Origin of the sequence: Rugamonas aquatica (genome assembly GCF_009380215.1) — a bacterium.
In the GTDB taxonomy this organism is placed as follows: Bacteria; Pseudomonadota; Gammaproteobacteria; order Burkholderiales; family Burkholderiaceae_D; genus Rugamonas; species Rugamonas aquatica_B.
The window spans coordinates 174,327-195,971 of record NZ_WHUG01000006.1; the positions used below are offsets into that span (position 1 = coordinate 174,327).

The 21,645-nt window shown below is 67.9% G+C and carries 16 protein-coding genes; 6 read left to right on the forward strand and 10 right to left on the reverse strand.

The features are described from left to right. The first annotated feature begins 104 nt into the window (after positions 1-104). The gene (locus GEV02_RS17040; RefSeq protein ID WP_152839109.1) at positions 105-1,754 is read left to right on the forward strand and encodes a DEAD/DEAH box helicase; all 1,650 of its coding nucleotides are present in this window, start codon (positions 105-107) and stop codon (positions 1,752-1,754) included. Positions 1,755-1,772: 18 nt separating this feature from the next. On the opposite strand, the gene GEV02_RS17045 is transcribed toward GEV02_RS17040, so the two are convergent. From GEV02_RS17045 to GEV02_RS17065, 5 genes are all read right to left on the reverse strand, one after another. Further along, on the reverse strand, positions 1,773-2,624 hold the full coding sequence (locus tag GEV02_RS17045) for a class I SAM-dependent methyltransferase (protein WP_152839110.1): 852 nt from the start codon (positions 2,622-2,624) through the stop codon (positions 1,773-1,775). Positions 2,625-2,698: 74 nt separating this feature from the next. After that, the gene (locus tag GEV02_RS17050) at positions 2,699-3,850 is read right to left on the reverse strand and encodes an acyltransferase family protein (RefSeq protein WP_152839111.1); all 1,152 of its coding nucleotides are present in this window, start codon (positions 3,848-3,850) and stop codon (positions 2,699-2,701) included. A 90-nt stretch (positions 3,851-3,940) separates the two neighbouring features. Continuing rightward, positions 3,941-4,708 carry a PIG-L deacetylase family protein gene (locus GEV02_RS17055; protein ID WP_152839112.1) on the reverse strand — a complete coding sequence of 256 codons (768 nt, stop codon included), beginning with the start codon at positions 4,706-4,708 and terminating at the stop codon, positions 3,941-3,943. Next, positions 4,698-5,585: a GNAT family N-acetyltransferase gene (locus GEV02_RS17060; RefSeq protein ID WP_152839113.1), complete on the reverse strand. Its 888-nt coding sequence runs from the start codon at positions 5,583-5,585 to the stop codon at positions 4,698-4,700. Before GEV02_RS17060 ends, GEV02_RS17055 begins: the two co-directional genes overlap by 11 nt. Further along, on the reverse strand, positions 5,582-5,959 hold the full coding sequence (locus tag GEV02_RS17065) for a GtrA family protein (RefSeq protein ID WP_152839114.1): 378 nt from the start codon (positions 5,957-5,959) through the stop codon (positions 5,582-5,584). Before GEV02_RS17065 ends, GEV02_RS17060 begins: the two co-directional genes overlap by 4 nt. 169 nt (positions 5,960-6,128) lie before the next feature. On the opposite strand from GEV02_RS17065, the gene GEV02_RS17070 reads away from it, so the two are divergent. The 3 genes from GEV02_RS17070 to GEV02_RS17080 are packed head-to-tail and all read left to right on the forward strand — an operon-like array spanning position 6,129 to position 9,195. Next, entirely contained in the window at positions 6,129-7,076 is a 948-nt protein-coding gene (locus tag GEV02_RS17070) for a glycosyltransferase family 2 protein (RefSeq protein ID WP_152839115.1), read from the forward strand. Between the two features lie 3 nt (positions 7,077-7,079). Beyond that, positions 7,080-7,496, forward strand: a complete 417-nt coding sequence (locus GEV02_RS17075) for a GtrA family protein (RefSeq protein WP_152839116.1) — start codon at positions 7,080-7,082, stop codon at positions 7,494-7,496. Between the two features lie 10 nt (positions 7,497-7,506). Beyond that, complete coding sequence (locus tag GEV02_RS17080; protein WP_152839117.1) at positions 7,507-9,195, forward strand: glycosyltransferase 87 family protein; 1,689 nt, start codon at positions 7,507-7,509, stop codon at positions 9,193-9,195. A 93-nt stretch (positions 9,196-9,288) separates the two neighbouring features. Here GEV02_RS17080 and GEV02_RS17085 read toward each other — a convergent pair whose 3' ends face one another. Continuing rightward, positions 9,289-11,367 (reverse strand): DUF7024 domain-containing protein, encoded by a 2,079-nt coding sequence (locus GEV02_RS17085; protein ID WP_152839118.1) that lies wholly within the window; start codon positions 11,365-11,367, stop codon positions 9,289-9,291. Positions 11,368-11,393: 26 nt separating this feature from the next. Continuing rightward, complete coding sequence (locus GEV02_RS17090) at positions 11,394-12,389, reverse strand: glycosyltransferase family 2 protein (RefSeq protein WP_152839119.1); 996 nt, start codon at positions 12,387-12,389, stop codon at positions 11,394-11,396. Between the two features lie 269 nt (positions 12,390-12,658). Between GEV02_RS17090 and GEV02_RS17095 the strand changes: the two genes are divergently transcribed. Both GEV02_RS17095 and GEV02_RS17100 read left to right on the forward strand, forming a co-directional pair. After that, the gene (locus GEV02_RS17095) at positions 12,659-14,068 is read left to right on the forward strand and encodes an MBOAT family O-acyltransferase (RefSeq protein WP_152839120.1); all 1,410 of its coding nucleotides are present in this window, start codon (positions 12,659-12,661) and stop codon (positions 14,066-14,068) included. Next, the gene (locus tag GEV02_RS17100) at positions 14,068-15,276 is read left to right on the forward strand and encodes a hypothetical protein (protein ID WP_152839121.1); all 1,209 of its coding nucleotides are present in this window, start codon (positions 14,068-14,070) and stop codon (positions 15,274-15,276) included. The genes GEV02_RS17095 and GEV02_RS17100 overlap by 1 nt, the downstream gene beginning before the upstream one ends. Positions 15,277-15,370: 94 nt before the next feature. On the opposite strand, the gene GEV02_RS17105 is transcribed toward GEV02_RS17100, so the two are convergent. From GEV02_RS17105 to GEV02_RS17115, 3 genes are read right to left on the reverse strand one after another with little or no spacing between them, the layout of a single operon-like run. After that, entirely contained in the window at positions 15,371-19,096 is a 3,726-nt protein-coding gene (locus GEV02_RS17105) for a glycosyltransferase (RefSeq protein ID WP_152839122.1), read from the reverse strand. Continuing rightward, positions 19,096-20,418 carry a class I SAM-dependent methyltransferase gene (locus GEV02_RS17110; RefSeq protein ID WP_152839123.1) on the reverse strand — a complete coding sequence of 441 codons (1,323 nt, stop codon included), beginning with the start codon at positions 20,416-20,418 and terminating at the stop codon, positions 19,096-19,098. The genes GEV02_RS17105 and GEV02_RS17110 overlap by 1 nt, the downstream gene beginning before the upstream one ends. After that, positions 20,415-21,635 carry an ABC transporter ATP-binding protein gene (locus GEV02_RS17115; RefSeq protein WP_152839124.1) on the reverse strand — a complete coding sequence of 407 codons (1,221 nt, stop codon included), beginning with the start codon at positions 21,633-21,635 and terminating at the stop codon, positions 20,415-20,417. Before GEV02_RS17115 ends, GEV02_RS17110 begins: the two co-directional genes overlap by 4 nt. Positions 21,636-21,645: the final 10 nt, after the last annotated feature.

Consider the following 21,645-nt stretch of genomic DNA (forward strand, 5'->3'; position numbering starts at 1 on the left):
CTTCCGCACTTCCTCCAAGTTGACCATCAGCCAGGGCCGGCAGTGCAAATATGTTGTTATTTGAAGAAAGCTTGGCTGTCCGCCGCAGGGCCGCCGCACACATTATGTCCGAAACCGAGATCATCACCCCGACCGTTATTGTGCCCGCCGCTCCGGAAGCCGTGGCCGCCGAAGCCGTAGAGACTGCCGTACCAGCCGCACCGGCGCCCGCCGAAGTTATCGCCGCACCGGCCGAAGCCGCAGCCGTGGTTGCCGCGCCGGCCGCCGTGGCCGAAGCCGCCGCCGAGCCGGCCCAGGTCCGCTTCGCCGATTTCGGCCTGTCGCCGCACATCCTGCGCGCGCTGACCGACCAGGGCTATGTGCATCCGACGCCGATCCAGGCCCAGGCCATCCCGGTGCTGCTGCAGGGACGCGACGTCATGGGCGCGGCCCAGACCGGCACCGGCAAGACCGCCGGCTTCGCGCTGCCCATCATCCAGATGCTGCTGGCCCACGCCAGCACCAGCACCTCGCCGGCGCGCCACCCGGTGCGCGCGCTGATCCTGACCCCGACCCGCGAACTGGCGGTGCAGGTGGCCGAGAACGTCAAGGCCTACGCCCAGCACACGCCGCTGCGCTCGACCGTCGTCTTCGGCGGCATGGACATGAAGGGCCAGACCGTGATCCTGAAGGCCGGCGTCGAAATCGTCATCGCCACCCCGGGCCGCCTGCTGGACCACGTCGAACAAAAGAACATCAGCCTCGGCCAGGTGCAGATGCTGGTCATGGACGAAGCCGACCGCATGCTGGACATGGGCTTCCTGCCCGACCTGCAACGCATCATCAACCTGCTGCCGTCCAAGCGCCAGAACCTGATGTTCTCGGCCACGTTCTCTCCGGAGATCAAGAAGCTGGCCAACACCTTCCTGACCAACCCGGTCACGATCGAAGTGGCGCGCAGCAACCAGACCGCCGACAAGGTCACGCAGGTGGTCTACAAGGTGCCGGAAAACCAGAAGCACGCCTTGACCGCGCATCTGCTGCGCCAGCGCGAACTGAAGCAGGTCATCATCTTCTCCAACACCAAGATCGGCGCCTCGCGCCTGGCCAAGGGGCTGGAGCAGGAAGGCATGAAAGCGGTCGCCATCCACGGCGACAAGACGCAGCAGGAACGCATGGCCGCGCTGGAATCGTTCAAGAAGGGCGAGATCGACATCCTGGTCGCCACCGACGTCGCCGCGCGCGGCCTCGACATCACCGACCTGCCGTGCGTGATCAACTACGACCTGCCGTACAACGCCGAAGACTATGTGCACCGCATCGGCCGCACCGGCCGTGCAGGCGCCTCGGGCGACGCGCTGTCGATTTATTCGGACAAGGATGAACGCCTGCTGGCCGACATCGAAAAACTGATCAAGCAAACCATCCGTCGCGGCGAACTGGACGGCTTCAACCCGGCCCCGAGCTATGGCGGCGACGAGCGCGGAGAACGCCGTCCGCGTCGTGAAGAGGGTGGCCGTGGCGCTTCGTCGTCGGCGCCTGCCGGCCGTGGCGAACGCAGCGACCGCGGTGAACGCAGCGACCGTCCGTCGCCACGCGCTCCGGGCGCACCGGCTTACGGCGCGCGCCGCGAGAAGGTCGATCCATGGTTCCTGAAGCCGTACGAGCCGGCCAAGGCGCCGGCACCGGCCCCGGCCGCCACGCTGGGCAGCGCGGCAGCGGCCAAGCCCAAGCAGAAGGTTGCCTTCCTGCTGGGCGGCGCACCGAAGCAGTAACAGCAAGCGCCCCGGCGTTCAGGGTTTGCGGTAGACGCAGACCACGATATCGCTGGGGAAGGCGCGCAGTACCGGGATCGTCATCATGACGGCGGCGTATTGCGCGTAGATGCTGAGCCAGGTTCCCTGGCCGGCACAGCGCAAGCGCTCCAGCATGCTCTTGGCGCGCACCGCGGGCAGCTCGGCCTTGAGCCGCAGCTCCAGTCCCTGACCACCGACCAGCTTGCTCAAATTCCCCGCTTCGAAGTAGTGCACGTGCGGCGACGGCAAGCCCTTCTGCCACAGGCGTTCGAACGGCGCCCGCCAGCCCACGCGCGCGAACAGCTTGGACAGCCGATAGAAGAAGCCCCGGCTATTGGGCAGGTTCAGGATCAGGATGCCGCCCGGCGTCAGCCGCTCGCGGCAGGCCGCCAGCGCCGACTTGATGTCGGGGATATGCTCGATCACATCGTTGAACACAATCACATCGAAACGTTCGTCCGCCTCCAGCGCATCGGGGAAGAAGCCGTTGCGCACCGGCAGGCCGCGCGCGGCGGTCTTGTTGGCCACGGCCGTGTCGGGCTCCATGCCCAGCACATCGAAATCGTCGCGGGCGGCTTCCAGGAACCAGCCGTGGGCGGCGCCCACGTCCAGCAGGCGGCGCGCGCCGGCCGGCGCCAGCTCTTTCGCATAGCCGACGATGGTCTTGAAATTTTCCTGGCGGATGGCCTTCAGGCCGGCTTCGCGCTGGGCCTCGTCCACGTGCACATGGACTTCGGCGTCGTTAATCGTGGGCAGCAGCGCCGCGCTCTCGTAGCGGCAGGACGGACAGACGCGGTGCCAGGCGGAGAGCCCCGGCGCCGTTTGTTGTTTGCAAACCAGACAATCCATGTAATCCCCTGTTTGAACCAATACTCAAGCGAGGCATTAAATGTATAGCAAGATTGAACGATAGGCCAGCGCTTTCAAGCCCTGCGCTTGATCGCTTGCGCTGGGGCGACAGGCGTTGGCGCTTCGACTCGCCGCGTCACCAGCCGCAGCAACACGTTGCGGACCTTGTTGGACAAGCCCTGTTCCAGATAGCGGTGCGACAGCGCCGCCACCGACAGCGCGCAGGCGATCGACAGCTGGATCGACCAGCAGTTGGACCACAAGCTGTTGAGACCGTTCATCTGCAAGGCTTTCAATTCCAGGCCCTGCGCGACCGGGTGGGTCAGGTAGAGCGAATACGAAATCGAACCCATCCAGAGCCACAGCGCCGGCGTGCGGATCTGCACGGTCTTGCTGGCCAGCGCCATCACCAGCACCAGCAGCGCCAGCGGCCAGCCGTAGTGGGTCGGGCCGTGGCCCTCCACCGCGCGGCTGTAGATGGCGAAGATGACGAACGACAGGCTCAGGCCCAGCGCATGCCAGGGCATCTGGCGGCCGGGGATGCGCAGCCATGGCTGGCGGTGCGCCCAGCCTATCATCACGCCGATCAGGAATTCCAGCACGAAGGGACTGGTGACGATGCTCATGTAGCGGGCCGTGAAGCCGTGGTCGCGGTTGACCTCCATGCTCAAGCCGGCGTGGCCCAGCGGCAGCAGGATCACCGTCAGCAGCACCCACGACGCCAGCACGAACCAGCGCAGGCGCTTGAACAGCATGCTGGCGGCGAAGATCAGATAGAAGTACATCTCGAATTCCAGCGTCCACGCCACCACCAGCGTCAGGCCGAAGTAGGGCGCCTGGTGCGGATCGGCCGGCACCATGGCCAGCGTGCGCAGGAAGGTCAGCCGGTTGGCCGCCGAATCGAAGTAACTGAAACCGCCGTTGAGTACGTAGGCCGCGGCCAGCGTGGCGATCGCGTAGGCCGGCCACACGCGCGCGAAGCGCTTGATGAGGAAGCGCAGCGCCTCGCCCGCGCCACCGGCGCTGCCGGCGGTCGAGTAGTACATGATGAAGCCGCTGATGATGAAGAACAGGTCGACGCCCATCGCGCCTGGCGTCAGCAGCTGGTCGGCCAGCGGCCAGGAGGGCGTGCCGAGCAGCGCATACCGGCTGTGGGTCAGTACCACCAGCAACGCGGCCACGCCGCGCAGCAACTGCACCCAGTGCAGGTTTTTTTCTTGATTCATTGCAGCGGACGACTTTCGGTGTTGTGAGGGCGCCGCAATTCTAACTGTTTGCCCATGAAACAATCTCACCAAATTCCACACGTGTGATGCTTAGCGCGCCAGCCAGTCCGCCATGTTCTGCTGCATCGCCTCGTAGGTGTAGAAGCGGCGCTGCTCGTAGTACAGCGGGCCGGCGTGCGGCCGCTGCGCCAGCCGCTCCAGCGCGACCGGTTGCAGCTGCTGGCTGCCGTGGCGCAGGTAGTGCCACAGCACGAAGGGGAACAGGCCGACCCAGGTTTTCCACTGGCTCGGATAGCGCAGCAGCCGGCCCAGGTGGCGCAGCCGCGCGCCCCAGCCGATGGACGCGCGTTCCACCGCGCCGTTGGCCGCCAGCGGCGCCAGCACGTTGAACCACGGCGCCTTGCGCTGCCAGGCGTTGTACAGCGAGTACTGGCGCAGCCGCGCGATCAGGCCCAGGCGTTGCGCCGTGTGGGCGGTCAGGAAGTGCAGCGCGTCATGATCGTGATGGCCGCCTTCCCAGGCGGTGACGCAGATCAGTTCGACCTGGCCGAAGCCGGCCATCCAGTCGCGCAGCCAGCGGCCGGCGGCATCCATGTGGCGCGGCAGGCTGCCGTCGACGATGCCGAGGCTGTCGCCGGCGAACACGATGTCGCGCGCGTCCACGCCCATGGCGGTCAGCACCGCCAGCGATTCGGCGTTGCGGCGCGGGCCGCTGCCGGCCGCACCCTCGGTCAGATAGGCGCAGGCCACGCGACGCCCGCGCCGCAGGCTGTCCTCGATGGCGTGGAAGACGCCGTACTCGTCGTCCTGGTGGGCGAACAGGAATAGCGCGGCCAGGGCGTCGGGCTTAGTAGGCATCGAAGTCGAGGAAGCTGAAGCGGATCGCCGCCGGGTCGAGCTGGGCCACGCGCCCGGACAGCGAGCGGTAGATCAGGTTCAGCGGCGACGGCCGCAGGCGCTGCGGGATAGCCGGATAGCCGGTGTAGCGGCGTTCGCTGTCCGGCACCAGGCCCAGGTAGAGGCGCGCGGGCGCCCAGGCGCCGGCCACAGTGTTGTGGTCCGGCGCGGCGCCGGCCGCCAAGGCCAGCTCGCCGTAGGCGCGCGCCACGCTCAGCGCGGCGGCGTCGAACTGCCACAGCGCGCCGCGCCGGCGCATGCGTACCGGGTTGTCGGGATTGGCGCAGCGCCAGGCCAGCGCGGCCGGGCTGCGCTGGCGTTCGAAGCTGACCGCCGCGCCCTGGCCGTGCGGCCGCGTGCCGACGCCGCCCCAGCCCAGCCGCGCTTCCAGCGGCCGCACCAGCTGGAAGCCCAGCTTGCGGATGAAGCCGGGCGTGCTGTTGGCGTTGGCCACGCCGTAGACCGCGTCATAGCCCTGCTCGCGGGCGCTATCGTAGGTCAGCGCCGCCAGCCTGGTGAACAAGCCCTTGCCCTGATAGTCGGGATGGGTGGCGGTGTTGAGCGACAGCAGCACGCGCACGTCCTGCCCGCCGATGCGCGCCACGCCGGGCACGCAGACATAGTGCGCGGCCAGGCGCTCGCCATCCCAGGCGTCGTAGCCGGCCGCCGCGCCGTCCGGATTGTCGGCGTACAGCCAGCGCAGATAGGCCGGCGTGAACTTGCTGGCGTCCGGGAAGCAGGCGGCGAACAGCGCGCCGTACTTGGCCAGCGCGGCCTCGTCGTAGCGCACCGGGGCGAAGGTCAGCGTGGGAGTGGCAGCGGCAGTATCAGCAGTCATTTGAATACCCAGAATTTACTCAACAGGAAACCGTTGGCGGCCACCACCGGCAGCGAGATCAGCTTGCCGGCCAGCGGATTGCCCAGCAGCGCTTGCGCCAGCGCCACCAGCAGCAAGGTCAGGCCGTAGTTGATGGCCACCACCACCAGGTAGCGCCACATGCTGTGGCTCTGGCTCAGGCGGGCGAAGGTGACGCGCGCGTGGAAGAGGTAGTTGACCGCCAGCCCGGCCACGAAGCCGATGCTGGCCGCCGTCAGCGAGGGCAGGTCGGCGCGCAGCGCCAGTTGCATCAGACCGATGTCGATCAGCGCCGTCAGCAGGCCGCCGGCGACGAATACCAGGAACTGGCGTTGCAGGAACAGCCGCTTATACATGGGAGATCAGGTGTTTCATGCGGCAGGAGTGTCCTTGATAGTCGATGGCGCCGAAGGGCTGCCATTTTAGCAGTGTCCGCCCGCCGCAGGGGCAAAGCGGAGGCCGCTGCAGTGTGCGGCGCGACCATAGTCATGTACAATTTCGCAACTGACACTTACAAATGCTCAATTGAACATCTTTCCTCAGCACCGCATCGCCATCGTAGTCCCATGCTACAACGAAGCTCTGACGATCGCCGCCATCGTGCGCGACTTCAACGCCTGTCTGCCCGGCGTGCCGGTCTACGTGTTCGACAATAACTCCAGCGACGACACCCAGGCCGTGGCGCGCGCGGCCGGCGCCATCGTGCGCAGCGTGCGCCAGCAGGGCAAGGGCAATGTCATCCGCCGCATGTTCGCCGACGTCGACGCCGACGTCTACGTGATGGTCGACGGCGACGACACCTACGACGCCAGCGTGGCGCCGCAGATGGTGCGCCAGCTGCTCGACGAGGGCCTGGACATGCTGGTCGGCACCCGCCATGCCGACCAGCAGGAAGCCTACCGCTTCGGCCACCGCTTCGGCAACCGCCTGCTGACCGGCTGCGTGGCCGCGGTGTTCGGCAACACCTTCACCGACATGCTGTCGGGCTACCGCATCTTCTCGCGCCGCTACGCCAAGTCCTTCGCGGCGCATGCGGCCGGCTTCGAAACCGAGACCGAGCTGACCGTGCACGCGCTGGAATTGCGCATGCCGGTGGCCGAGGTGCCGACCCGCTACGGCGCGCGGCCGGAAGGCTCGGTCAGCAAGCTCAGCACCTATCGCGACGGCATCCGCATCCTGTGGATGATCCTCAAGCTGTTCAAGTACGAAAAGCCGCTGCCGTTCTTCGCCATCGGCGCCGGCGTCAGCGCGCTGCTGGCGCTGGTGCTGGCCGAGCCGCTGGTCGCCACCTATCTGCAGACCGGCCTGGTGCCGCGCCTGCCGACGGCCGTGCTGTGCACCGGCCTGGGCATGCTGAGCGTGCTGTTCCTGTCGTGCGGCCTGATACTCGACACCGTCACCAAGGGCCGCATCGAGCAGAAGCGCTACGCCTACCTGGCGGTGCCGGCGTCGGCGCCGGCCTCCGACGCCTGATGCATGCTTAAGCCACACGTCCGCATCCAGCTGCTGCGCTTTGCCGTGGCCGGCGTCGCCGGCCTGGCGGTCGACGTGCTGGTGCTGTACCTGGCGCTGGCGCTGGGCACCGGCTTCCACGCCGGCCGCGTGCTGTCCTTCCTGTCGGCGGTGTGGGTGACGTGGCAGATCAACCGCCGCTACACCTTCGACGCCGCCGCCGACTCGCCGTGGCGCCAGTGGTGGCGCTACATCGGCGCCATGGCCTTCGGCGGCGCCGTCAACTACGGCGTCTCGGCCGCCGTCATCGCGCTGATGGCGGGCTGGCCGGCGGCCGCGCCGCTGCTGCCCGCCGCGCCCCTGCTGGCGGTGTGCTGCGGCACGCTGGCCGGCCTGGCGCTGAACTTCCTGAGCGCCAAATTCCTTGTCTTTCAACGCTGATCCACCGCCTATGACTATGCTGTCGCGCCCGTTTACCGTCTTGTCCGCCGTGATGGCGCGTTGCCTGGCGCTGCTGGATGCCCGGCCCTGGCTGCTGCCCTTGCTGTTCGGCCTGCTCTCGCTGCTGCTGGGGCAGGACGACAACTGGGACTTGCGCAACTACCACCTGTACAACCCGTTCGCTCTGCTCAATGGCAAGGTCAACCTGGACCTGGCGCCGGGCCAGTGGCAAAGCTATTTCAACCCGACGCTGGACCTGGTCTACTACGGCCTGCTGCGCGCATTGCCGGCGCCGCTGGCCGGCTTCGCCATGGGCGCCTTGCACGGCCTGAATGCGCTGCTGGTGCTGGCCATCGCGCGCCGCCTGCTGGCGCACTTGCCGCAGGCCGGCGCGCAGCGCCTGCCGCTGCTGCTGGCGCTGGCCGGCTGCATGGGTTGCGCCTTCTTCAGCCAGCTGGGCAATTCGATGGGCGACAACCTGACCGCCCTGTGCGTGCTGAGCGCGCTGGCGCTGGCGCTGCGCCACTGGGATGGTCTGGCGCGCGCGGACGGCCGCGGCCTGGCGCTGGCGCTGCTGGCCGGCCTGGCGATGGGCGCGGGCGCCGGCCTCAAGCTGACCAACGCCACCTACGCGCTGGCGCTGTGCGCGGCGCTGCTGATGCTGCCGGGCGGCTGGTGGCGCGCCTGGTCGCGCGCCTTCGTGTTCGGCGTCGGCGTGTTGTCCGGCATCGCGCTGACGGCGGGCCACTGGTTCTGGCGCATGTGGCTGGAATTCGGCAATCCGCTGTATCCGCAATTCAACGATATCTTCCGCTCGCCGCTGGCCGCGCCGATCGGCATCGGCGACACCCACTGGCTGCCGCAGGGCTGGACCGAGAAGCTGCTGTGGCCGGTGATCTTCGCGCTGCATCCCGAGCGCGTCACCGAGATCCGCATGCGGTTGCTGTTGTGGCCGCTGCTCTACATCGGCTTCATCGTGCTGGCCGTGGCGGCGTTGCGGGCCTGGCGCCGGCCGCGCGCCGTCGGCCAGGCGGCCTTGTCGCCGCAGGCGCGCTTCGTGCTGGCGTTCTTTGTGCTGTCCTACCTGAGCTGGCAGGCGCTGTTCAGCATCTACCGCTACCTGGTGCCGCTGGAGCTGCTGGCGCCGCTGGTGCTGTGGCTGCTGGCGCATCGGCTGCTGGCGCCGTCGACGGCGCGCCGCGTGGCGGGCGGCGCGGTGCTGCTGGCCGTGCTGCTGGCGCTGCCGACGCCGCACTGGGGCCGCGCGCGCTGGAGCAGCGAAGCGTTCCGCGTGACGGTGCCGGAGATGGCCCATCCCGAACGCAGCCTGGTGCTGACCACGCAGGCGCCGGTCGGCTGGTACACGGCGGGCTTTCCGGCGTCGCTGGCGTTTGTGTCAATCAGTGGGGGCTTCCCGGGCTCGCCGCTGTACGAGCAGCGCGTGGCGGCCATGATGGCCGAGCGCGGCGGGCCGTTCTACGTGTTGCTGACGTCGAACCAGCAAGACCCGGCGGAACAGCCGCGCGCCGAGCGCCGCCGCCAGGGCGACGAAGCCGACAGCGCGGCGCGCCGCGACGCCGCCGTCATCCTCGACCGTCACGGCCTGCGGCTGGACCCGGCGTCGGACTGCCGGGTGTATCCGGCCTACATCGGCCGCAACTACCAGCCTTACCAGTTCTGCGCCGTGGTGCATAAATAAGCTGGGGTCAAGTCTGACATTCGGACACGAGCTCTGCCTTAGCAGCCGCTAAGGCAGAGCTCGTGTCCGAATGTCAGACTTGACCCCCGTGTTTTATGGGCGCGGCGCGTCCGCGTCGATGGTTTCCATGCTGTACAGGCCAATGCCCAGCTTGCGCTGGTCGCCGCCAAAGCCCAGTTCCTGCGGCGAGGTCGGCTTCGGTATCTTGATGGTGATGACGCGCGCCGTGCCGTCGGTGTTGAAGCGCAGCTCCCGCACGCCGTGCGCGCCGTCGGCCTTCAGCGGCAGGGTCTGGTCGCCGGCCGTCACCTCGAAGCCCAGGCTGGCGTTGGGGCCGTACGCGGCCACGTCCATGCGCAGCAGCAAATGCTTGGGCAGCGGCTTGGCAAAGTTCAGCGTCACCTGACTGCCCTCGGACCAGCGGCCCCAGTCTTCCATGGACGACAGGCCGGTGCTGCGCATGCTGTCATCCTCGGTCTCGGCAAAGCGGTGCAGCGTAACGTCGCCCGGCGGCTTGACGCGCGCCAGCGTGAACTCGCGGAAGCCGCTGTGGCGCACCGCGCCCTCCGGCAGCGGATAGTCGCCCACCACCAGCAGCCAGCCGTCCGGATGCGTCAGCGACGCCAGCAGGATAGGCTGGCCGGCCGGCAGCAGCATCAGGTTGACGTTGGTGTTGTCGACGAAGAAGCGGCTCTTGAACAGATTGAAGATGTCGGGGCCGACGATGGTCAGGCGCCTGGCTTCTTCCTGGGTCAGGTACTGGTGGGCGTACACGCCGGCCTTGACGTAGGCGTCCGGCCGCTGCGCCATGCGCACATACAGGTTGACATTGTCGCCCGAGATGATCAGTGTGACCGGGACGACGATGTAGACGAACCAGCGCGCCGCCAGGCGGGCGTTGGCGATCCACAGCAGCACCGCCGCCATGCTGAAGCCGATCAGCGCCGGGAAGCTGCCGCCGTCGTGCACCATGCCGAACAGCGTAGGGCTGTCGATGTGGTTGGGCGTGTAGGCCGGGATCAGGTAGCGGCCGGCCGCCCACATCGCCGCCAGCAGCGGCAGCGCCACCGCCAGACGGCCGCGCCACGCCACGCCGGGACGCTGGGACACCAGCTGGGCGCCGGCCAGGATCAGCAGCAGCGGCAGGGCGAAATCGTAGTAGCGCATGTGCAGGCGCACGCCGCTCTCGTTGCCGCCGCCGGCCACCAGCGCGGTGAACAGCGCCGTCACCGCCACCAGCGAGGGGATCATCAGCGCCGAGTAGGCCAGCAGCGTGCTGCTGCCGCGCGCGGCGCCGTGGCGCTGGCGGCGGCTGGCGCATTGCATCGCGGCGGCGGCCAGTGGCATGCCGAACATCAGCACCAGCGCCATCAGGTGGCCTTGCAGGCTGACCAGCGCCAGGTGGATCAGCACGCTCAGCGCGGGACGCGCCTGGGCCTGGTTGGCGTAGATGGTGCCCAGCAGGTAGAGGCCGTTGCGGCCGGCGTACAGATAGCCGACCGTCAGGCGCACCACGGCGGCCGTGGCCAGCGCCACCGCCACCAGCAGCAGCGCCTGGCGCAGCCAGCGCCAGTTGCCGCTGGCGCCGCGCTGGGCGAAGGTGGCGTAGGCCAGGTAGACCACGTAACCGGGAATCAGGAACAGCGCGTGCACCTTGACCATGGCCAGCAGTCCCAGCGCCGCCGAACTGAGCATGACGGTGCGGACATCGACCCGGCCCAGCGCGCGCAGCACGCTCCAGCTGAACACCCAGAAGCCCCAGAAGTACATGGCTTCCGGCATGAAGTAACCGGTGTAGGTATTGCTCGGCGTGAGGATGGCCAGCACCGCGATCACGCCCGCCATCTGGCGCGTCATGTACTGGCGCGCGATCAGGTAGATGAAGGGCGCGGCGCCGACGAAGAACACGGCGTTGATCAGCCGCGCGCACTCCAGAAAGCCATCGCCGCAGTAGTTGGTCAGCCGGTACACCGTGTAGAACAGATAGGACGGCACTTGCGTGTCGCGGAACGGCATCAGGCGGGTGAAGCTGCTGTACGACCATTCGTCGCCGAACACGGTCGGATACAGGCCGACGTTGCGCAAGGTGAAGTAGAGGAAGACCGCCAGCAGGGCGGTCAGGAATAAAGCCGAATTGGACAGGCGGGGCGTGTAGCGTTGAAGTAGGCGCATGGGCGATCGAGTAGGGTTGGGTGCCGTCAGCTGCGGGCGATGATGCTGCGCACCAGGCGGCCGCGGTTCTGCAGCGGGCGGCGCGGGACCGAGGCGATGTCGTAGGCCAGGAAGGCCAGCAGCAGCTGCATGCCCATCAGGATGGGCATGGCCGACAGCATGACGGTGCCGGCCGCGGTCGGCAGGCCGGCGCGCGCCGAATCGATCCAGTGCAGGCCGCCGTAGACGCTGCCGCCCGCCACCATCAGCAAGCCCAGCGGCAGCTCGATCGAGGCCAGCGACATATTGCGCAGGTAGTAGTTGTAGAACACCCGCTTGCTGAAGTTGCGCACGTGCTTGGCCATGAATTCGGTGACGATCTTGGAAATCTTCAGGTTGCTGACCTCGTCGCCGTAGACCGCGTCCATCGGCACGTCGTGCACCACGGCGTTCAGCGTGTTGAGGCGGAACAGCATGTCGGTCTCGAAGAAATAGCGCTTGCTGATCTTGTGGAACGGCAGGTGGCGCGCGGCGTCGCGGTGGATCGCGGTATAGCCGTTGGTCGGGTCGAACAAGTCCCAGTAGCCGGACGACAGCTTGGTCAGCAGCGACAGCATGGCGTTGCCGAACAGGCGCATCGGCGGCATGCTGCCGATCTGCTCCAGGTCGAAGAAGCGGTTGCCCTTGGTGTAGTCGGCCTCGCCGGCCAGGATGGGGGCGATGAAGGCCGGGATCAGCGACGGATCCATCTGGCCGTCGCCGTCGACCTTGACCATGATGTCGGCGCCATCGGCGATCGCGGCCTGGTAGCCGGTCATGACGGCGCCGCCCACGCCCTGGTTTTCCGCATGCTCGACCACCACCACGCGCGGGTCGGTGTTATGGGCGCGCACATAGGCGCCGGACTGGTCAGGGCAGCGGTCGTCGACCACGTAGATGCGGTCGACTTCAGGGCCGATCGCCGCCAGTACGCCGAGGATGTGGCGCGTCACTTTATAGCTGGGAATGACGACGGCGACGGAAGGGGGGTTGGTCTGCTGCATATTCTTCGGTGGTGAGTTCGGTGGTTGTGTTGGGCCGGCACGGAGGGCGTTCAAGGTAAGCGGCAGCTATCTGCGCGGCAAGTGCCGTTACAGCCCGTTACATATAAGGCAAGTATGCCCGGCGTGATTATACGGCAGGTCTGAGATAATGTTCACTACAGCAATTTTTTGCCCGGTAGGCGGTAGCGTTGGGGTTTTGGTTTATCATGCCCCCCTTCCGTTATGTAAATGCCACTGCAGCGACACGGCCGGTCTCTTTGAGGTTATTCATGGTTTTCAGTTCCGCCACGTTCTTATTCTATTTTTTCCCCTTATTCCTGTTCTTATACTATGTGCTGCCGTGGAAAAACGGCGTACTGCTGATCGGCAGCCTGCTGTTCTACGCCTGGGGCGAGCCGCGCTTCGTGCCGCTGCTGCTGGCGTCGGCGCTGCTGAACTACGGGGTGGGCTGGCTGATCAACGCCGCCCGGGGTGAACGCCGCCGCCAGGCCATGCTGGTGCTGGGCGTGCTGGCCAACCTGGCGTTCCTGATGTATTACAAATATATCGGCTTCTTCGCCGGCATCTACAACCAGCTGGCGCAGCCGTTCGGCCACGGCGTCACGGTGCCGGCCGTGGTGCTGCCGCTGGGGATCTCCTTCTTCACCTTCCAGGGCATTTCCTACCTGATCGACCTGTACCGCCGCGACATCGAGGTGCAGAGCAGCTTCTGGCGCTTCGCCATGTACAAGGCCATGTTCCCGCAGCTGATCGCCGGCCCCATCGTGCGCTACCGCCAGATCGCCCACGAGATCGAACACCGCGACCTGCCGAACGCGCGCCTGTGGGCGGGCTTCCGCCAGTTCATCATCGGCCTGGCGCAGAAGATGTTGATCGCCAATACCGTGGCGCTGTCGGCCGACCGCCTGTTCGCGCAAGACCCGTCGCAGCTGACCACGGCCGGCGCCTGGATCGGCATCGCCTGCTACACCATCCAGATCCTGTTCGACTTCGGCGGTTACTCGAACATGGCGATCGGCATCGGCCACATGCTGGGCTTCACTTATCCACCCAACTTCCAGCGCCCGTACGCCTCGCTGTCGATGACGGAATTCTGGCGCCGCTGGCACATCAGCCTGTCGTCGTGGTTCCGCGACTACCTGTACATTCCGCTGGGCGGCAACCGCCACGGCCCGCTGCGCACCTACCTGAACCTGGGCCTGGTGTTCCTGCTGTGCGGCCTGTGGCACGGCGCCGCCTGGACCTTCGTGATCTGGGGCCTGTGGCACGGCGCCCTGCTGGTGCTGGAGCGCCTGGGCCTGGGCGCGCTGCTGGCGCGGCTGCCGTCGCTGGTGTCGCAAGCCTACACGCTGCTGATGGTCATGCTGGGCTGGGTGTTCTTCCGCGCCGACAGCGTGCCGCATGCGCTGTCCTTCCTGCGCACCATGTTCGGCCTGCAGGGCGAGGCGGCCGTGCCGCATCCGTGGCAGATCGATTTCACCGCCTCGTCGGCGCTGGCGCTGGCGATCGGCACGCTGATCGCCACCGTGCGCCTGACGCCGGCCACGCTGCGCAGCCGCGCCGCGACGCTGCTGCAGGCGGCGCCGTTGCGCTCGGCCGCGCTGGCCGCCGCCTTCATGCTGTGCGTGCTGAACATGGCCGCCGGCACCTATAACCCGTTTATTTATTTCCGTTTCTGATGATGACGTCCGCTACTCCCGCCGGCCCGCTGCGCCGCCACGCGGCCAAGATCGCGCTGGTCGCGCTGCTGGCCATCCCCGCCATCGTCGGCGCCGACCACGCCGTGGCCGACCGCCGCAGCGAAAACCGCGTGCTGGCCTCGCTGCCAGATCGTCCCACCGACTGGGCTTCGCTGCTGGCGCTGCCGGCCAAGCTGGACGCCTGGATCAATGACAATTTCGGCTTCCGCGAGGAGCTGCTGCACACCCACAACCAGCTGCGTTACCGCCTGTTCCACGAATTCCCGTCGGTGCAGGTGACGGCCGGCCGCCACGGCCGCATGTTCCTGACCGCGCACAGCACCAATGTGCCGCCGTTCTCGGCGGTGACGGGGGTGTGCGCCGGCGACGCCGTGGTGCGCGCCGGCACGCCGGAATACATCAACCGCCTGTTCCGCGACTTCCACGCCCAGGGCCTGGATCCGCGCATGGTGATCGTGCCGTCCGGCCCGGTGGTCGAGTACCAGGATTTGCCGCGCTGGATTTCGGACCGCTGCGCCTCCACCGATACGCCGATGGGCAAGCTGTTGGCCGGCAATGCGCTCGATCCGCTGGTGCGCCAGTCGACCATTTATCCGCTCAAGGAAATGCGCGACATCCGCAGCCGCATGATGCTGTTCCCCAAGCACTGGTTCCATTGGAACGGACCCGGCCTGGCCGAGGTGGCCGAGCTGACGCTGCCGATGTGGGGCAAGCCGCGCGGCACGCCGGCGCCGGCTTTCGGCATCGTCAGCACGAAGTTCCGCTCGGACGTGCAGAACCTGTTCCAGGGCCTGGACATCGACAACACGGTGGAGGAGGCCGACTTCGCGAAGGCCGGCGTCGAGTCCTGCTACGGCGGGCGCTGCTTCCCGGAATTCAAGGAGTATGCGGAAACGCTGTATGACATCTCGCGCTTCCGCAATCCGAAGGCGCCCAAGCGCCGGCTGGTGATGTTGACCGATTCCTTCGGTTCCAAGATCTCGGGCTGGTATGCGCGCTACTATTCGGAAGTGGAGCAGGTGGCGACCAACAATATCTCGCAGCTGAGCACGGACCAGATCCGCCGCCTGAAAGAGTATCTGTTCCGCGACCGCGAGAATATGGATTTGCTGATCCTGTACCACGACGGCGGCGCCACCACGGGCACGCTGCAATACGGTCTGGAACGCTTCCACGAAAAGCCCTAGGCCGATGCATGTCATTCCCGCGAAAGCGGGAATCCATACGGCGTATGCAAGCAAGCTCAGTATGGACTCCCGCGTTCGCGGGAGTGACGGGTTGCTAGCGCTCCCCGCGCAGCACGGCCAGCAGTTCGACTGCGTTGTCGGCCCAGGTCTGCCACGGCATGCCGGCCGATGACGGCGCCTTGCCTTCCGCATCCAGCGCCAGCCAGGCGCGCACGGCCTCCGCCAATGCGGCGCCGTCGGTGCCGTCGAAATACTGCGCATGCCCGCCCGCCACCTCGCGGAACACCGGCAGCGCGCGCGCCAGCAACGGCAGCCCGTGGCTGGCCGCTTCGATCAGCGGCAGGCCGAAACCTTCCCCCTCGCTCGGCACCAGCAGACAGGCGCTGTCGCGGTACAACTGCTGCAGCGCGTCGTCGTCCAGGCCTTGCAGCCAGAACAGGCGCTTGCCCAGCTGCGGATGTTGCTGCAAACGCTGCACGATCTGCGGTATGGTACGCCGCTCGTGCGACGGCAGCGGCTTCCAGCCTTCCGAACCGACGATGACCAGATTGGCTTGCACGCCATCCGCCCACAGCTGCTCGAAAGCGTCCAGCGCCTGCAGATGGCCTTTGCGCGGCTCGATCGTGCCCACCATCAGGAAGCTCGGCAGCTGGGTGTAGCGCGCCAGCTCGGCGTTGCTCGCGGACGGCGCGGTGGCCGCGCCGATGTCGGCGCCATGGTGCAGCACCGCCAGTTGCGGCAGCGAAGCCTGGGCGTCCTGCTGTTGCAGCCACAGGCGCAGCTCCTGGCGCACCGCGTCGGAGATGCAGATGATGCGGTCGGCCTGGGCGGCGATGCAGCGCAGCCAGGTGCCATGGCCCTGGGCCGCGCCGGACGGGAAGAATTCCGGCCGCAGCACCGGCAGCAAGTCATGCACCAGGAAGTTGACCTGTACGCCGTGTGCGCGCCATTGCGCGTACAGGCCGGCCTGGGCGGCGGCAACCACCGAACCCGGCGTGTAGTCGGCGCTGTAGAACACGTCGCCGGCGCTGGTGTCGGCCACGCTGTCGTGCAGCTCGGCGTTGATGCCCAGCAGCTGCGCCGTGTAGCGGCGCGCATAACGGTAATGCCAGCGGCCGCCTTCGTCGCTCAGGTACACCGGTTCCACGCGCCAGCCCGGCAGCGGCGCGCGCAGCAGCTCGGCCGCCTGGGTGCGCACCACGCGTTCGATGCCGGTCTTCAAATCGTGGCGGGCGATGGCGGTGACGTCGACCAGCAGCTGGCGCGGCTGCGTCGCATCCGGCGCGCGGGCGATGGCGGCGGCCAGCTGTTGCAGCGAGGCTTCGTCGGTCGGCAAGTCGTCGCGCGCGGCCAGCGCCTGCAGCAGCGCCGGACGGTCGCTGCGCGCATCGATGGCGGCTTCGGCCATCGCGTCGGCGTACAGCTGCGCGCATTGCGCCGGGCTGTGCGCGGTATGCAGCAGATGCGCGGCGGCGGCGCCCAGCGCCTGGCGGCGGCCGGCGTCGTCGCGCAGGCCGTCCAGCGCGGCGGTCAGCGCCGGCAGTTCGAAGTGGTCGGGCAGTTGCCAGACGGTGTCGGTGGGCAGCGCGGCCATCGAGCCGTTGGCGTTGACGATGGTGGCCAGGCCGTAGTTCATGCAGTCGAGCACGGCGGCAGAAGTCTCGCCGCGCGATACGCTGCGCAGTTGCACGCCGATGTCGGCGGCCTGCAGATACTGGTGGTAGACGGCGTCGTCGGTCCAGCCGGCGATGCGGATGCGCTCGTGGCCGGCGATGGCGGCCGACACGTCGGCGCCGTAGTCGCCGCCGTGGTTCTCGCCCACCAGCACCAGGATGCAGCGCGGGTCGGCGTGCAGGCGCGAGGCCAGCCAGGCCTGTATCAGTTCCAGCGTCAGCTTGGTCGACGCGATGAAGCCGAAGCTGCACACCAGCAGCGCGTCGTCGGCGATGCCCAGCGCCTTGCGGGCGCCGCCGCGATCCTGCTGCGCCGGCAGCGCGCGCGGCAGCGGCACCACGTTCCAGTTGGCCGCCGCCTGCGCGCCGTACCACTGGCGCGCCAGACTGCGGGCGTGCTCGGAATGGACGATGACGCGGGTGGCGTCCTGCAGCACCGCCAGGTTGCACGGATAGATGCGCGTCGCTTCGGCGTGGTCGGTGTGCTGGCCGGCCAGCAGGGCCGGGTAGCCGTGGCTGTCGAACAGCGCCTGCGACCACACGCCCGGCATGTTGCCGGTGCGCTGCTCGTAGGCCAGCACGCCGCTGAGGAAGAAATCGTGCAGCACCACCACGCCCGGATGGCGGCGCAGCAGGTCGAACATGTGGGTGTGGAAGGGGCTGTTGCCGAACTGGTAGAGGATCTGGTCGTACCCGTCCGCGTGCTCGTCGAACCAGGCGACGCTGCGTTGCGGCAGCGCGGCCAGTTCGGGCGACAGCGTCAGCTTGTCCTGTTGCAGCACCAGTTCGATGTCGAAATGGTCGAGCATGGCCGGCAGCAGCTGCGCGGCGTAGTCGGCGATGCCGGTGCGCTCGGGCGGCAGCGGCGTGACGAAGGCCAGCCTGGGCTTGCGCGCCGGCCTGGCCGGGGCCGCCACGGCGTCGGCCTGGGAGCGCCACGCCTCCAGCGCGCGCACGGTGCGCTGCGCCGTCACGTCCCACGAGAAGCGTTTGGCTTGCTGGCGGCCGTGCTCGCGCAGGCGTTGCTGCAAGGCGTCGTCGGTCAGCACTTCGGCGATCTTGGCGGCGATGGCGGCCGGATCGTCGGCGTTGAACATCGCTTCGTCGCAGCCTATCACTTCCGGAATGCTGGTGTTGTCGGCGCCGATCACCAGCGCGCCGCAGGCCATGGCTTCCAGCGCCGGCAGGCCGAAGCCTTCGTGGCGCGACGGGAAGATGAACAGCGCGGCATTGCGGTACAGCTCGACCAAGTCGGCGTCGCTGACGTAGCCGGTCAGCACCAGCTCGTCCGCGACTACGCCGGCGCGCGCCGCGTGCGCCAGCAGCTGATCGCGGTCGTGCTGGCCCAGCTTGCTGGCGATCAGCAACTGGTGGCCGGCCCGCACCGCCTTTGGCAGCAGGCTGTAGGCGGTGATCAGGCCGTCGATGTTCTTGCGGGTGTCGAAGCCGCCGGGCGCGTACATCAGCATCGCGCGCGTCAGGCCGAAGCGGCTGCGCAGCTCGCCCCAGCGCCGGGCGTCCGGCGCGGCCGGGTGGAAGCTGTCGTCGACCGCGGTGGAAATCGATACCACGTGCTCGGGCGCCAGTTGCAGCGCGTCGATGGCTTCCTGGCGCGAGTAGTCGGAGATCGACAGCAGCAGGCCGGCGTTGCGCAGCGAGGCGATCTTGCGGTCGTAGTACTGGCGCTGGGTCTGCGTGCCGAGGTAGGCGTCGGGATTGAGGAAGGGGATCAGGTCGTACAGCACCACGGCGGTGCGCTCGGCGCCGGCGAAGTTGCCGACCGAGACCACGGCGTCGTCGACATAGCCTTCGAACAGGCTGGTGACGAGCACCGCGTCCGGCTTCAGCTGGACGATCGCGTGTTCGCGCAGCAGCTCGGCGGCGCGGGTGCGCGCGCTGTTGTCGGTGTGCAGTTCGGCCAGCGGCGCCGGCACGTCGAACACGCAGATGCGTTCGGGCGGCACCAGGCCGGCAAAGGCGGTGCGCAGGTCGGCGATGGCGTCGGCCAGCGCGCCGTTCAGCAGCAGCCACACTTCATGCGGGCCGGCGTTGCGCGCCACGCCCAGCGCCAGCGCCAGCGAATAACGGCCGATGCCGCGGAAGCGGCTTTCGGATTGGGCTCCCTGCAAATCGATGACGATACGCATCAATGTTTCCTTGTCTTCTTGAGCGCGGATTGAAGATCGCGATAGGCGCGCAGCGCGCGCGGCGACATGTCGCCCAACGGCGCCGGGGCTTGCGGCGGCATGGCCTGGCTGGCGGCGATGCTGGCCTGGTAGATCTGCATCACGCCCGGCACCCGCAGCAGCGGCCGCAGCAGGCGCCTGATGCGCGGCCGGCGCATCAGGGCGCGGGCGACGGTCAGCAAGGCGGTCCTGGCGCGCGTGCGCAGCCGGGCGCGGGCGCGCACCTGCAGCACCCAGCCGCCGACCATGCGCCACGGCGCGGTGATGCGCCACGAGCTGCTGGCCAGCAGCGCGGCGACTTGCTGGGCCGCCTGCTGGCGTGCCTGTTCGGCCTGCTGCAGCGCCTGTTCGGCGGCGTGCATGCGGCCGTCGAGTGCGGCCAGCGCGTGCGCCAGTTCCTCGCTGCGGGCGGCGTTGGTCTGGCCTTGTCGGGTCAGGCCTTCCAGGCCGGATTCGGCGCCGGCCAGGCGCAGCTTGCTGTCGATGGTGTGCTGTTCCAGCTGGGCCAGCGCGGCGCGCAGGGCGTCGTCGCGGTCGACCAGGCGCTGCTCGAAGCGCTGCGCCAGCTGGCCCAGCGCCAGGCCGTAGCCGGCGTCGAAGGCGGTTTCGAACGGCGCCAGCACGGCGGCCGCGCCATCTTTTTGCGCGACCACCGCGTAGTCCGGGCTGACGCCGTCGAGCACGTTGATCAGGGCGATCGGCGTGTCGCCGCGCAGGCCGGCTTCCTCCTGCAGGCGCACCACCTTGTGGCGGCTGAAGCCGCCGAACTCGGTGACGAAGGCCAGCAGCTGCGGCGGGATCGGCCGCAGGTGGGTGGGGTCGAGGTAGAAGCTGGAAGCGCCGACCACCAGGTTTTCCGGGTTCGGCGTTTCCATGATGAGCAGGCCGCCCGGCAGCAGCACGCGGCGGGTTTCCGCCACCAGCGTCTGCAGCAGTTCGAAGGGAATGTGCTCGACCAGGTGGAAGGCCGACACCACGGCCAGGCTGTTGTCCGGCAGCGCGCGCAGGCAGGCGATGGCGTCACCCAGTTCAACGTCGAGGCCGCGCTCGCGGCAGGCCGCCAGCATGCCGTCGTCGAGGTCGACGCCGTGGGCGCGGAAGCCCTGTTCGCCCAGCAGCTCCAGCCATTCGCCGCGGCCGCAGCCGAGGTCGAGCGCGGCGGGCGGGTCTTGCAGCGTGCGCAGCGGCGCGAAGAAGGGCTCGTAGGCGCGCAGGCGCTGCTTGATGAGCTCGCGCGAGCCGCGGTAGCGGTCTTCGAAGGCGCGGTAGAAGCCGGCGCTCATCGGGCGATCTCGATCGCCGGTTCCATCCAGCTGGTGCCTGCAAAGGGTTTGCGGTTCATATTCATGACGAGGAACAGTAGCGCCAGGTCGCGCCATTCGTAGTTGTCGGCCAGATGGGTTTCGCTGCTGGTCAGCGCGGTCGTCACCGAGTAGCTGCCGGGGCCGAGGTTGAGCGGGAAGCGGAAGCAATACTCGATCTGTTCGCCGGCGCGCAGATCGGTCAGCGGCTGCTCCATGTGGTGGGTGTTGGTGCCGTAGATGTGCTGGCCCAGGCGGTCCTTGATCAGGTAGCCGAGCACCAGGCGCGGCAGGTCTGCGTGGATCTGTACCTTGATGCGCAGCGTGACCGGCACGCCGACGTTGACCGTCTCCACCGGATCGCCGTCGGCGTTCTCCAGGCTGATGGCGGTGACGGTGGCCTTGCCGTTGCCGGAGCTGGTCTGGGTGCGGCCGTCGGCGCCGGTGGTTTGTTCGATGTTGACGCCGTCGCGCTCGGCGATCAGGGCGTTGTAGTAGTCCATCACTTCTTCCGGCTTGCCCTGGAAGGCCAGGTGGCCGCGGTCGAGCAGCAGCGCGCGGTCGCAGATCGACTGGATCGCGGCGCGGTCGTGGCTGACGATCAGCAGCGTGGTGCCGAGCTTGCGGAACTGGCGGATGCGCTCAAAGCTCTTGTGCTGGAACCAGGCGTCGCCGACCGACAGCGCCTCGTCGACGATCAGCACGTCCGGGCGGCGCACGGTGGCCACGCTGAAGGCCAGCCGCATCTGCATGCCGGACGAGTACACGCGCACCGGCTGGTCGATGTATTCGCCGATGTCGGCGAAGGCTTCGATCTCGGGCATCAGCGTGCTGATTTCCTCGACGGTCAGGCCCAGCAGCTGGCCCGCCATGTAGGCGTTCTGGCGGCCGCTGAACTCGGGATGGAAGCCCATGCCCAGTTCCAGCAGCGCGGCCACGCGGCCGGTGATCTGCACGCTGCCGGTGGTGGGCTGGGCGGTGCCGGTGATGAGCTTGAGCAGCGTGCTCTTGCCGGCGCCGTTGATGCCGATGATGCCGACCGCTTCGCCCGCCGTCAGCTCGAAGTTGATGTCCTGGATCACCCACTTGAGGCGGTGGCGCTTGCCCAGCGACGGCAACATCCATTCCGCAAGGCGGCTCCAGCGGTTGCCGTATTGTTTGTAGGCCTTGCCCAGTTGTTTGACGCTTATGGTGCCCATGGTGTGCTTT

Coding starts and splice junctions, on each gene's coding strand:
- GEV02_RS17040 (WP_152839109.1), top strand. CDS start 105: ATGTCCGAAACCGAGATCATCACCCCGACCGTTATTGTGCCCGCCGCT.
- GEV02_RS17045 (WP_152839110.1), bottom strand. CDS start 2,624: ATGGATTGTCTGGTTTGCAAACAACAAACGGCGCCGGGGCTCTCCGCC.
- GEV02_RS17050 (WP_152839111.1), bottom strand. CDS start 3,850: ATGAATCAAGAAAAAAACCTGCACTGGGTGCAGTTGCTGCGCGGCGTG.
- GEV02_RS17055 (WP_152839112.1), bottom strand. CDS start 4,708: ATGCCTACTAAGCCCGACGCCCTGGCCGCGCTATTCCTGTTCGCCCAC.
- GEV02_RS17060 (WP_152839113.1), bottom strand. CDS start 5,585: ATGACTGCTGATACTGCCGCTGCCACTCCCACGCTGACCTTCGCCCCG.
- GEV02_RS17065 (WP_152839114.1), bottom strand. CDS start 5,959: ATGTATAAGCGGCTGTTCCTGCAACGCCAGTTCCTGGTATTCGTCGCC.
- GEV02_RS17075 (WP_152839116.1), top strand. CDS start 7,080: ATGCTTAAGCCACACGTCCGCATCCAGCTGCTGCGCTTTGCCGTGGCC.
- GEV02_RS17080 (WP_152839117.1), top strand. CDS start 7,507: ATGACTATGCTGTCGCGCCCGTTTACCGTCTTGTCCGCCGTGATGGCG.
- GEV02_RS17085 (WP_152839118.1), bottom strand. CDS start 11,367: ATGCGCCTACTTCAACGCTACACGCCCCGCCTGTCCAATTCGGCTTTA.
- GEV02_RS17090 (WP_152839119.1), bottom strand. CDS start 12,389: ATGCAGCAGACCAACCCCCCTTCCGTCGCCGTCGTCATTCCCAGCTAT.
- GEV02_RS17095 (WP_152839120.1), top strand. CDS start 12,659: ATGGTTTTCAGTTCCGCCACGTTCTTATTCTATTTTTTCCCCTTATTC.
- GEV02_RS17100 (WP_152839121.1), top strand. CDS start 14,068: ATGATGACGTCCGCTACTCCCGCCGGCCCGCTGCGCCGCCACGCGGCC.
- GEV02_RS17105 (WP_152839122.1), bottom strand. CDS start 19,096: ATGCGTATCGTCATCGATTTGCAGGGAGCCCAATCCGAAAGCCGCTTC.
- GEV02_RS17110 (WP_152839123.1), bottom strand. CDS start 20,418: ATGAGCGCCGGCTTCTACCGCGCCTTCGAAGACCGCTACCGCGGCTCG.
- GEV02_RS17115 (WP_152839124.1), bottom strand. CDS start 21,635: ATGGGCACCATAAGCGTCAAACAACTGGGCAAGGCCTACAAACAATAC.